This is a genomic window from Curtobacterium sp. ME12 (genome assembly GCF_903970855.1).
Classification (GTDB): Bacteria; Actinomycetota; Actinomycetes; order Actinomycetales; family Microbacteriaceae; genus Curtobacterium; species Curtobacterium poinsettiae_A.
In genome coordinates, this window is record NZ_CAJCKD010000015.1 from 66,920 (window position 1) to 78,597 (window position 11,678).

9 protein-coding genes are annotated in these 11,678 nt (G+C 71.3%); 7 read left to right on the forward strand and 2 right to left on the reverse strand.

Going from position 1 to position 11,678, the window contains the following annotated elements:
* Positions 1-16 precede the first annotated feature (16 nt).
* From purN to H7A73_RS09550, 5 genes are all read left to right on the forward strand, one after another.
* Entirely contained in the window at positions 17-610 is a 594-nt protein-coding gene (purN, locus tag H7A73_RS09530) for a phosphoribosylglycinamide formyltransferase (protein ID WP_071404669.1), read from the forward strand.
* Positions 607-2,241 (forward strand): bifunctional phosphoribosylaminoimidazolecarboxamide formyltransferase/IMP cyclohydrolase, encoded by a 1,635-nt coding sequence (gene purH / locus H7A73_RS09535; protein WP_182065753.1) that lies wholly within the window; start codon positions 607-609, stop codon positions 2,239-2,241. Before purN ends, purH begins: the two co-directional genes overlap by 4 nt.
* Positions 2,242-2,798: 557 nt before the next feature.
* Positions 2,799-4,607, forward strand: coding sequence for an ABC transporter ATP-binding protein (locus tag H7A73_RS09540; protein WP_182065754.1), 1,809 nt, complete (start codon positions 2,799-2,801; stop codon positions 4,605-4,607).
* Between the two features lie 101 nt (positions 4,608-4,708).
* On the forward strand, positions 4,709-6,508 hold the full coding sequence (locus tag H7A73_RS09545; protein WP_182065763.1) for an ABC transporter ATP-binding protein: 1,800 nt from the start codon (positions 4,709-4,711) through the stop codon (positions 6,506-6,508).
* A 37-nt stretch (positions 6,509-6,545) separates the two neighbouring features.
* The gene (locus tag H7A73_RS09550; RefSeq protein ID WP_182065755.1) at positions 6,546-6,974 is read left to right on the forward strand and encodes a DUF805 domain-containing protein; all 429 of its coding nucleotides are present in this window, start codon (positions 6,546-6,548) and stop codon (positions 6,972-6,974) included.
* A 22-nt stretch (positions 6,975-6,996) separates the two neighbouring features.
* Here H7A73_RS09550 and H7A73_RS09555 read toward each other — a convergent pair whose 3' ends face one another.
* Together H7A73_RS09555 and H7A73_RS09560 are read right to left on the reverse strand one after the other, a co-directional pair.
* Entirely contained in the window at positions 6,997-7,338 is a 342-nt protein-coding gene (locus tag H7A73_RS09555; RefSeq protein WP_182065756.1) for an MGMT family protein, read from the reverse strand.
* A 29-nt stretch (positions 7,339-7,367) separates the two neighbouring features.
* Positions 7,368-7,823, reverse strand: coding sequence for a GNAT family N-acetyltransferase (locus H7A73_RS09560; protein ID WP_027466669.1), 456 nt, complete (start codon positions 7,821-7,823; stop codon positions 7,368-7,370).
* Positions 7,824-7,908: 85 nt separating this feature from the next.
* Here H7A73_RS09560 and H7A73_RS09565 point away from each other — a divergent pair, with 85 nt between their 5' ends.
* Positions 7,909-9,177: an ROK family transcriptional regulator gene (locus H7A73_RS09565; protein ID WP_182065757.1), complete on the forward strand. Its 1,269-nt coding sequence runs from the start codon at positions 7,909-7,911 to the stop codon at positions 9,175-9,177.
* Between the two features lie 225 nt (positions 9,178-9,402).
* Positions 9,403-11,678: lamin tail domain-containing protein (locus H7A73_RS09570; protein ID WP_182065758.1), on the forward strand; the 2,276-nt coding region annotated here is incomplete at its 3' end.

Consider the following 11,678-nt stretch of genomic DNA (forward strand, 5'->3'; position numbering starts at 1 on the left):
CGGTAGGGTTGGTGCCGTGCTCGAACTGGTCGTCCTGATCTCCGGTACCGGGTCGAACCTCCGAGCCCTGCTCGAAGCGACCTTCGACGCCGAGTACCCCGCCCGTGTCGTCGCCATCGGTGCCGACCGTGACGCCGAGGGTCTCGGCCTGGGCGAGGAGTTCTCGATCCCGACCTTCACGGTGCCGTTCACCCGCTACGACTCCCGCGCCGAGTGGGGCCAGGCCCTGGCGGAGCAGATCCGCCCGTGGTCGCCCGACCTGCTCGTGCTCTCCGGCCTGATGCGCCTGCTGCCCCCGGCCGTGGTGTCCGAGTTCGCCCCGGGGATCATCAACACCCACCCGGCGTACCTGCCCGAGTTCCCCGGCGCCCACGGTGTGCGAGACGCCCTGGCCGCCGGGGTCACCGAGACCGGTGCGAGCGTCATCGCGGTCGACGACGGCGTCGACACGGGGCCGATCCTCGCGCAGGAGCGCATCCCGGTGCTGCCGGGGGACACCGAGTCGACGCTGCACGACCGCATCAAGCCGGTCGAGCGCCGCCTGCTCATCCAGACCATCCTCGACATCGCCAACGGCACCACCGACCTGAAGGGCACCCCGAGCGCATGAGCGTGCACGCAGCCGACCCCAGCCTCTACCGCGACCGTGACGTGGTCCCGGTCCGCCGTGCACTGCTCTCGGTGAGCGACAAGTCCGGCCTGCTCGAGCTCGCCGGTGCCCTGGCCGACTCCGGGGTCGAGATCGTGTCGACCGGCTCCACCGCGCAGACCATCCGTGACGCGGGCTACGCCGTCACCGACGTCGCGAGCGTCACCGGGTTCCCCGAGTCCCTCGACGGTCGCGTGAAGACGCTGCACCCGTCGGTGCACGCCGGCCTGCTCGCCGACCTACGGCTCGAGTCGCACGAGCAGCAGCTCGCCGACCTCGACATCGCGCCGTTCGAGCTCGTCGTCGTGAACCTCTACCCGTTCGTCGAGACCGTGGCGTCGGGTGCCGACACCGCGACCGTGGTCGAGAACGTCGACATCGGCGGCCCCGCGATGGTCCGCGCCTCGGCGAAGAACCACCCGAACGTGGCGATCGTCGTGTCCCCGGCGTCCTACCCCGAGGTCGTCGAGGCCGTCCGAGCCGGCGGCACCACGCTCGAGCTCCGGAAGCGCCTCGCCGCCCAGGCCTTCGCGCACACCGCCGCGTACGACACCGCGGTGGCGTCCTACTTCGCGAGCGACGTCGTCACCGCCGCTGCAGCCCCGACGACCGCCGGCGACATCCGGACTCCGGGTGCGTTCGACGAGCACCTGACGGTCGAGGCCGAGCTGTCCGCGACCCTGCGCTACGGCGAGAACGCCCACCAGGCCGCGGCCCTCTACACGACGTCCGACGGCACCGGCATCGCGCAGGCCACGCAGCTGCACGGCAAGGAGATGTCGTACAACAACTACGTCGACGCCGACGCAGCGGTCCGTGCGGCCTTCGACTTCGACGAGCCCGCCGTCGCGATCATCAAGCACGCCAACCCGTGCGGCATCGCGATCGCCCCGGCCGACGCCGCCGACCCGATCGCCTCGGCCCACGCCGCCGCGCACGCCTGCGACCCGCTCTCGGCGTTCGGCGGGGTCATCGCCGCGAACCGCCCGGTCACCGTGGCCATGGCCGAGACCGTGAAGGACATCTTCACCGAGGTCGTCGTCGCCCCCGGGTTCGACCCCGAGGCGCTCGAGATCCTGTCCCGCAAGAAGAACATCCGCCTGCTCACGCTGCCGGCCGACTTCGCGCTCGCAGACCGCGAGGTCAAGCAGATCTCCGGCGGGTTCCTGGTGCAGGACGCCGATCGCTTCACGGGCTTCGACCAGGCCACCTGGACCCTCGTCGCCGGCGAGCCCGCTGACGAGCAGACCCTCGCCGACCTGGCCTTCGCGTGGCGTGCGAGCCGTTCGGTGAAGTCGAACGCCATCCTGCTGGCGAACCAGGGCGCGAGCGTCGGCGTCGGCATGGGCCAGGTCAACCGGGTCGACTCCTGCCACCTCGCGGTCAACCGTGCCGGTGACCGCGCGACCGGCAGCGTGGCGGCGTCGGACGCGTTCTTCCCGTTCGCGGACGGCCTGCAGGTGCTGCTCGACGCCGGTGTCCGTGCGGTGGCGCAGCCCGGTGGCAGTGTCCGCGACGACGAGGTCATCGCCGCGGCGAAGGCCGCCGACGTCACGATGTACTTCACGAGCGAGCGCCACTTCTTCCACTGATGTGAACAATCGGTGACGAACCATTGCGCGCCGTGAGTCACTGTGAATAGTCTGTAAGGCTCCGCGGCAGGCAGCCGACGATCCCTCGGGACCGGCGGCACCGCGGACACAACGGTGACGAAGACGACGACTGGAGTGACGATGGACAACATGACCGGAACCGTGGCGACGGCCGCCCGCGCAGGTCTCGTGTCCGTCGTGGGGACCACTCCCGCACGGCGATCCCTGATCGCACCGCGGCCCCGTGCCGCGGCCGCCGTCTAGTCGGGCCGTTCCCACGGCCCCGCGACGCAGCACCACCGGCGTCCGCGAACCACCCGCCTGAACCCGGGGGACGACTGTCCCTCGGTGCCTCCGGCCCGACCGACGTCACGCGAGTGACGGCGGAGACGCGACCACGCGCCCGGCCGATGATCACCACGCAACGCCACACCGAGCCTCCAGGCCGAAGCCGCGCGACGCGAGCAAGCAACAAGCAGCAAGCAAGCAGCAGCAGCAGCGAGCACGCACCGCGCAGCGCGACCCGGGGACCCGGCAGACGCATGAGGACGCAACGCATGTCCAAGTCGCCCACCACGGCGCGCCCGTCCACCTTCCGCGCGATCGCGCGGATCCACCCCTACGTGAAGCCCTACCAGGGGCGCCTCATCGGCGGCATGGCCGCAGCGATGGGAGCCTCCCTGGTGGCGCTCGCAATCCCCTACGTGCTGCAGTGGCTCGTCGACGGTCCGCTGTCGTCGCGCGACTCGGCACAGATCTGGCCCGCCGGGCTCGGGGTGCTCGCCCTCGGTGCGCTCGAGGCGTTCTTCATCGCCTCACGCCGCAGGCTGGTGATGCGCCCCTCGACCCGTATCGAGACGAGCATGCGCAACGCGCTCTACGCGAAGCTGCAGGACCTGCCGGTCGCGTTCCACGACCGCTGGGAGTCCGGGCAGCTGCTCTCCCGTTCCGTGTCGGACCTGTCGCTGATCCGGCGCTGGTTGGCCTTCGGCGTCGTCCTGCTCGTCGTGAACATCGTGACGATCGTCGTCGGCTTCGTCGTGCTGTTCACCTTCGGGTGGATCCTCGGGCTGATCTTCCTGATCGCGTCGATCCCGCTGTGGATCAACGGCCTGCTGTTCGAGCGCCGGTACTCCGCCGTCGCGCGCCGCAGCCAGGACCAGGTCGGTGACCTCGCCACGAGCGTCGAGCAGTCGGTGCACGGCATCCGCGTGCTCAAGGCGTTCGGTCGCGGCGGCGCGAAGCTCGAGGAGTTCAGCGAGCAGGCCGAGGCCCTGCGCGGCACCGAGATCAAGAAGGCGAAGGCCATCGCGGGCATCTGGCTGTGGCTGCTGCTCGTGCCGGACGTCGCGTTCGCGCTGTGCCTGCTCGCCGGCATCTGGCTGGCGTCGCAGGGGCAGCTCAGCGTCGGCCAGCTGTTCGCGTTCTTCGCGACGGCGACGGTGCTGCGGTTCCCGATCGAGTCGATCGGCTTCCTGCTCTCGATGACGTTCGACACCCGCACGGCGGTCGACCGCTTCTTCGAGGTCATGGACTCCGAGAACACCATCACCGACCCGGAGCACCCGAAGACGATCGCGGAGCCGCACGGTGCGCTGTCGTTCAACGGCGTGCACTTCCGGTACCAGGACTCCGCACCGCAGTACCCGGACCTGATCAACGGCGTCGAACTGCAGCTGCAGCCGGGCGAGACCATGGCGCTCGTCGGGCTCACCGGCTGCGGCAAGACGACGCTGCTCTCGCTCGTGCCGCGTCTGTACGACGTGACCGGCGGTTCGGTGACGATCGACGGGGTCGACATCCGCGACCTCACCCGCGAAGAGCTGCGCCGGCACGTCGGCGTCGCCTTCGAGGACGCCACCCTGTTCTCGTCGACGGTGCGTGAGAACGTGCTGCTCGGTCGACCGGACGTGCAGGGTGCCGAGGCCGAGGCGCTCATGCGCGAGGCGCTCGACATCGCGCAGGCGTCCTTCGTGGACGACCTGCCCGACGGCGTCGACACCCGGGTCGGTGAAGAGGGGCTGTCGCTGTCCGGCGGCCAGCGCCAGCGCCTGGCACTCGCCCGCGCGATCGCCGCGCGGCCGTCGGTGCTCGTGCTCGACGACCCGCTGTCGGCGCTCGACGTCGACACCGAGGCACGGGTCGAGGCGGGCCTGCGGCGCGTGCTCGCCGACACCACGTCGCTCATCGTGGCGCACCGTCCGTCGACGGTGACGCTGGCCGATCGGGTCGCCCTGATGGAGAACGGCGTCATCACGGCAGTCGGGACCCACCACGATCTGATGGCCACCAACGAGCACTACCGCTACGTCATCTCGTCGCTCGACGACGACGACGCGACCGCACGACAGGAGGCGATGGCATGAGCCAGCAGACCGACCAGAACCTGCCGGGAGGAACGGCGTCCGTCCCGCAGGAAGCTCCGGACGAGCAGTCTGCCGCGCCCGTCACCGCCTCGATCACCACCATGGGCGTGCGCGGCGAGGAGCGTGAGGACTTCACGAAGGCCGAGAGCAAGCGCCTGCGGCGCCGGTCCCTCGCCCTGCTCGGGTCCCTCGCAGCACCGCTGAAGCTCCGGCTCGTGCTGCTCGGCATCGTGGTCGTGGTCTCGACCGCCGGCACCGTCGCGGGTCCGGCGCTCATCGCGTGGGGCATCGACAACGCCCTGCCCGCGGTGATGGACCAGAACGACTGGGTGCCGGCGTTCGGCGTCGTCGCGACGTACATCGTCGTGGCCGTCCTCGGCGCGGTGCTCACGGCGTGGTACACGGTGCTCGCGGCACGGATCAGCCAGGCGATCCTGTTCGACCTGCGCAAGCGGGTGTTCCTGCACACGCAGCGGCTCTCGCTCGAGTTCCACGAGACCTACACGTCGGGCCGGATCATCTCGCGCCAGACGAGTGACCTCGACTCGATCCGCGAGCTGCTCGACTCCGGGCTGAACCAGCTCATCCAGGGTGTGCTGTACATGGCGTTCACGGCCGTGGCCCTGGTGCTGCTCGACCCGACGTCCGGGCTCGTGCTCGCGGTGTCGCTCGTGCCGCTCTGGTTCCTGATCCGCTGGTTCCAGACGAACTCGCAGACGCTGTTCCGCGCCACCCGTGTCACCTCGGCGCGCGTGATCGTGCACTTCGTCGAGACGATGACGGGCATCCGCGCGGTGCAGGCGTTCCGCAAGGAGTCCCGCAACCGTGACGAGTACGGCGGCTTCGTCGAGGACTACCGGGTGGCGAACACGAAGGTGTTCAACCTGTTCGGCACCTTCGACCCGGTGCTCGTGCTCATCGGCAACGCCACGCTCGCCGCGGTCGTCATCGTCGGAGGGTTCCGGATCGTCGGTGGGACGCTCGAGGTCGGTGCGCTGCTCGCGGTCGCGCTGTACGCCAAGCGCTTCTTCGACCCGGCGCAGGAACTCGCGATGTTCTACAACGGGTACCAGTCGGCCTCGGCGGCGATGGAGAAGATCTCGGGTGTCCTCGAGGAACGGCCGAGCGTGCCGGACCCCGTGAAGCCCACCCGCCTGGCGGACGCCACCGGGAAGATGGACTTCGACGACGTCGTCTTCGCGTACAGCAAGGGCAAGGTCGTGCTGCCGGAGTTCGACCTGCACATCCCGGCGGGGCAGACCATCGCGCTCGTCGGGTCCACCGGAGCCGGCAAGTCGACGCTCGCCAAGCTCATGGCGCGCTTCTACGACCCGACCCAGGGCTCGGTGAAGCTCGACGGTGTGGACCTGCGCGACCTCGACACGAAGGACATGCGCCGCGCGATCGTCATGGTCACGCAGGAGGCGTACCTGTTCTCCGGCACCGTCGCGGACAACATCGCGCTCGGCAAGCCCGGTGCGTCCCGTGAGGAGATCGAGGCGTCGGCCAAGGCCGTGGGCGCGCACGAGTTCATCATGGCGCTGCCCGACGGGTACGACACCGACGTGAACAAGCGCGGCGGTCGGGTGTCGGCTGGGCAGCGGCAGCTGCTCTCGTTCGCGCGTGCGTTCATCGCCGACCCGAAGGTGCTCATCCTCGACGAGGCGACGGCGTCGCTCGACATCCCCTCGGAGCGGCTCGTGCAGGAGGGCCTGGAGACCCTGCTCGCCGACCGCACCGCGGTGATCATCGCGCACCGGCTGTCCACCGTCGCGATCGCCCACCGGGTGCTCGTGATGGAACACGGCCGGATTGTCGAGGACGGCACCCCCGCCGACCTCATCGCCGGTACCGGACGGTTCGCCCAGCTGCACGCGGCCTGGCGCGACTCGCTCGTCTAGGCCCGGGTCGGGCTGCACCACGTGGTTGGCTTGCTCCATGAGCAACGACAGCGTGGTGCAGCCCGGCGGCGTCGCCCTGCACGACCCCTTCTACGGTGCCCCCTTCACCGAGGCCGTCCGACGGTTCTGGCGGAAGTACACCGTGTTCACCGGACGGGCGTCGCGCGCCGAGTTCTGGTGGTGGTGGCTGACGTCGTTCGCGATCGGGCTCGTGCTGCAGCTCGTGCCGCAGGTGTTCACGCCGGACACCCCGGTGCTCGAGAACCCCGTCGGCTCGTACCTGTTCATGCTGTGGGTGCTCGCGACGCTCATCGGCTCGCTCGCCCTCGGCGCCCGACGGCTGCACGACGCGAACCTGTCCGGCTTCTGGCAGTTCCTGCACGTGCTGCCGGGCCTCGGCTCGCTCATCGTGTCCGTGCTGTGCCTGCTGCCCGCGAACCCGAAGGGTGCGCGCTTCGACCGCTGAGGCCGAGCCGCGCGCACCGGGATCAGAACGGGTCGTCCGCGTCGGTTGCCGGTGACCAGCGCGCACGACGCATGTCGAGCCTCCAGGCCGTCGGCCCGTGCACGAGCGGCGTCCCCTCGGCGCGGTAGTGCTCGAGTGCCTGGGCCTCGTGGTGGAGCGGTGGGTGCCCACCCGCGCGCACCACGCGCCACCACGGCAGCTCGGCGCCCTCGTGCGCCATCACCTTGCCGACGGCGCGTGACGCCCGCGACCCGAGGGTGGCGGCGACGTCGCCGTACGTCATGACGTGACCCGGCGGGATCATCCGCACCACCTCGGCGACGGCGGCGCCGAAGTCGACGACGGCGGCATCGTCGGAAGGCACGTCGTCGGACGCCACGTCGTCGGAGCGCGCTAGAGCGTCAGGACCGCGAAGTGGTCGCCGTACTGGGTCTCACGCACGACCTCGAAGCCCACGGCACGGAAGAACGCCTCCGGGCTGTCGTCTCCGCCCGGCTCGTACACGACCGTCAGCCGCTCGAACCCACGGCTGCGCGCCTCGTCCGCCAGGCCGTGCACGGCGAAGCGACCGACGCCCCGGCCCTGTGCGCTCGCCGCCACGTTGACGCGCCAGATGCAGCTGCGCAGCTCTTCCTGCGCGTTGTCGGCGTCGAAGGAACCGATGATCAGGCCGAGGACCTCGTCGTCGTCGAGGACGACACGGGTCCACGCGGAGCTCGGCTTGACGTCGGACTCGGCGACCCCGTAGGTGGTCGGCTGCACGAACTGTTCCTGGCCCGGCTTGAGCGTCAGGGAGTTCGCCGCGGCGGCGGTCTTCGCGGAGAGTTCTTCCAGGCGCAGGTCGGACATGCGGCCAGGGTAACGGTGCTGACCCTGCGGAAGCCAGTGACGACGGCAGACCGAGACCGCACCGTTGCCGCGGTATGGTCGCGGCATGGCAGAGCATCGACGCGGAGCGAACCTCCCGTCGATCGGCGGCTTCAACCGCACCGTGGTCCTGGACGCCGTCCGCCGCTCACCCGACGGTCTGAGTCGCGTCGAACTCGCAGCACGCACCGGACTGAGCGCGCAGACCGTGTCGAACGTCACCCGGTTCCTGATCGAGGCCGGCATGATCGTCGAGTCCGGCACCGTCGTGTCCGGCCGCGGCAAGCCCCGCACCATCCTGCGGCTCGAACCGGGCAGCCGGTACGCGGTCGGCGTGCACGTCGACCCGGCCGTCGTCACCTACGTGCTGCTCGACCTCGCCGGCACCGTCGTCGCCGCGTCCACGACCTCGACCCCCACGGCCGACGACCCGTCCGAGGTGGTGCGCACCATCGCCTCGGCCGTCGACGGGCTCGTCGCCGACGCCGGGGTGGCCGTCGACAGCGTGCTCGGTGTCGGGATCGCGAGCCCCGGACCCATCGACGTCGAGGCCGGCATCGTGGTCGACCCGCCGTTCCTGCCCCGGTGGCGGGACGTGCCGCTGCGCGACGCGCTCGCCGAGGCCACCGGCTACCCGGTCCTGCTCGAGAAGGACGTCACGGCCGCCGCGGTGGGCGAGATGTTCCTGGCGGGGGAGTCCTCGGCACGGAACTTCGCGTTCGTGTACTTCGGCACCGGCTTCGGCGTCGGGCTCGTCGTCGACCACGAACCCCTGCGCGGGGTGGGGTCGAACGCGGGTGACGCCGGGCACATCATGGTCGACCAGGGGTCACTCGCGGGCACGCCGGACGGCTCGGGCACGCGCGGCGAGGTCGGTGCGGCCGTCGCGCCGGACCGGCTGGTGCGGATCGCCCGGTCGCGAGGGCTCGCTCTGTCGGGCGGCGCCGCGGTCGCCGAGGCTGACGCAGACGCCGATGTCGACGCTGTGAACGCCGCGTGGGACGAGCTCGCCGCAGCGATCGCGGACGGGGACGACACCGCCGTCACGCTCGCGGCCGATGCCGGCACCGTCATGGGCAACGCCGTCGTCCTCATCGTGAACCTGCTCGACATCGACCGCGTGGTGTTCGGCGGCCCGTTCTGGTCGCGCATCGCGAGTGCTGCGCTGCCGGCTGCGCGGACCGCCATCGTCGGGTCGCCGTTGCTCGTGCCGAAGCACGCCGTGCAGGTGGTGGAGAGCGACCGCGGGGCCGACGTCGCCGCCGTGGGTGCCGCCTGCCTGGTGCTCGACGCCGCGCTCTCGCCGCGGGCCAGCACCCTGCTGATCCGGCGCTGACGACGGGGTCACCTTCTGCCCACCATGCGCGGTGGGCGCGACCGCACGGCGGACGGGAGGCGCGGTGCGGGCCCGCCCCGCGCCTCCCGTCCGCACGCCGCGGGTCCAGGGCGCCGGTCCCGACCCGGGACACCGTGCGTTCACCCCGCGGCCACCGGCCGGTCGCGTGGATGCTGAACAGTCTTGCAGGTCTCCGCCCGCTCCCTCCCCCGAGAAGGACCCCGCATGCGTGTTCCTGCCCTGCGCCCACCCACGATGCGGATCGGCGCGTTCGTCGCGACCGCCCTGGTCGTCGCCGCCGGTGTCGTCACCGCCAGCCCGGCCCTCGCAGCCGTCGGGGACGACGACCCGGCCGTCGGCGCCGTCGCGGCGAACGGCCTCGTCGTCAACGAGGTCGAGTCGAACGGCGACGACACCGACTGGGTGGAGCTCAAGAACACCTCGGGCACCGCGATCGATCTGACCGGGTACGCGTTCCTCGACTCCGACGGCTCGCACGACGCCTCCGTGCTGCCCAGCGGCTCGACGATCGCCGCCGGCGGGTACTTCGTCGTTGACCAGCTGTCCGCGACCGCCCCTGGCTTCGACTTCGGGCTCGGCGGTGCGGACACCGCGCGCCTCTACGATCCCGCCGGCGACCTGGTGCTCCGGTACGCCTGGACGACCCACGCGGGCGTCACCTACGGCCGCTGCGCCGACGGCGTCGGGCCGCTCGTGGACACCACGGCCTCGACCAAGGGCGCCGCGAACGACTGCTCCTCGCCCGTGCGGATCAACGAGGTCGAGTCGCAGGACGGCACTCCCGGCGACTGGGTGGAGTTGACCAACACCGGCAGCACTGCAGTCGACCTGGGCGGGTACGTGCTGCGCGACAGCGAGGACGACCACGCGTACACGATCCCCGCGGGCACGACCGTCGCGGCCGGGGGCTTCACCGTCCTCGACGAGGCGGCGTTCGGCTTCGGACTCGGCAAGGCGGACTCCGCGCGGCTCTTCGACGCCCGCGGTGCGCTCGTCGACTCGACCTCGTGGACGGCGCACGCCGCCACCACCTCCGGCCGCAACCCCGACGGCACCGGCGACTTCGCCGAGACGGCAGCGCCCACGAAGGGCGCGGCGAACCGGTTCGCCGGCGTCGTCACCGCCGAGGCCTGGCCCGGCGGCCCGGACGAGACCGTGCTCGACGACGAGGACACCTTCACCGGTGACCTGAGCGGCCTCGACTGGACGACCTCGACGGCCTCGCGGGACGGGCAGCTCTGGGCCGTGCAGAACGGCGACGGCCTGCTCTACCACCTGACCTCGGACGGTGCGGGCGGCTGGACGCCGTCGAACGCCGCGGGTACCGACCTGCGCTACGCCGACGGCACGGGCACCCCGGACGCCGAGGGCGTGACGGTCACGAGCGACGACCCCGGTGCCGTCTACGTCTCGACCGAGCGGAACAACGACGTCTCGAGCACGAGCCGCCCGTCGGTCCTGCGCTACGCCACGACCGCCGGCTCCGAGAACACCCTGCGGGCCACCGACGAGTGGAACCTCGCCGTGGACTTCCCTGGGCTCGGCGCGAACGCCGGGCTCGAGGGCATCACCTGGATCCCGGACACCTGGCTCACCGCGAACGGGTTCACCGACGAGCGCACCGGCAGCGCCTACGCGCCGTCGAGTTACGCCGGACACGGCGAGGGCCTGTTCTTCGTCGGGGTCGAGGGCACCGCGAGCGTGTACGCCTACGCCCTGATGGACGACGGGTCCTCGGCACGAGTCGCCACCATCGCGACGTCGCTCGCCGTCGTCGCCGACCTGCAGTTCGACCCGACGCTCGACGCGCTCTGGGTGGTCTGCGACGAGGTGTGCTCCGGTCGGACCGCGCTGTACGAGGTGACCGACGGGGCCTTCGCCCCCTCGACGCTGTACGAGGCGCCCTCGGCCGCCGACCGCACGCTCGCCAACGAGGGCTTCGCGATCTCGGGCGTCTGCACCGACGGGGAGCGCGCGACCTTCTACGCGGACGACAACGACACGGACGGGTTCTCGCTCCGCACGGGGACGTACCCGTGCAAGGGCGGCGACACCGACCCGGGAACGGAGCCCACGCCGACGCCGACTCCGACCCCGACCCCGGGCGACGGCACGACGTCGACCCCGACCCCGGGTGGGACGCCCACCGCGGGCCCGACTCCGGTTCCCTCGGCTGCCCCGGTCGTTCCGGTGGCGCCGTCGGAGTCGCTGTTGACGGAGGCGAGTCGTGGTGGGGTGTCGGCTCCGGCGTCGGCTCGTGCGGGGGAGACGATCACGGTGACGGTGGGGACGGCGTCTGCCGGTGACACGGTCAACGTGTGGTTGTTCTCGGAGCCGACGCTGATCGGCACGGCCGTGGTGGCTGCTGATGGGACGGTTCGGGTGACGATCCCGGCGGACACGGCGGCTGGTGTGCACCGGTTGGCGGTGACGGCTGCGGACGGGAGTCTGATCGGTTGGACCCCGATCACGATCACCGT

What these genes read in the sequence shown, in the direction of transcription:
- purH (WP_182065753.1), top strand. Translation starts at nt 607, where the DNA reads ATGAGCGTGCACGCAGCCGACCCCAGCCTCTACCGCGACCGTGACGTG.
- H7A73_RS09540 (WP_182065754.1), top strand. Translation starts at nt 2,799, where the DNA reads ATGTCCAAGTCGCCCACCACGGCGCGCCCGTCCACCTTCCGCGCGATC.
- H7A73_RS09545 (WP_182065763.1), top strand. Translation starts at nt 4,709, where the DNA reads ATGGGCGTGCGCGGCGAGGAGCGTGAGGACTTCACGAAGGCCGAGAGC.
- H7A73_RS09550 (WP_182065755.1), top strand. Translation starts at nt 6,546, where the DNA reads ATGAGCAACGACAGCGTGGTGCAGCCCGGCGGCGTCGCCCTGCACGAC.
- H7A73_RS09560 (WP_027466669.1), bottom strand. Translation starts at nt 7,823, where the DNA reads ATGTCCGACCTGCGCCTGGAAGAACTCTCCGCGAAGACCGCCGCCGCG.
- H7A73_RS09565 (WP_182065757.1), top strand. Translation starts at nt 7,909, where the DNA reads ATGGCAGAGCATCGACGCGGAGCGAACCTCCCGTCGATCGGCGGCTTC.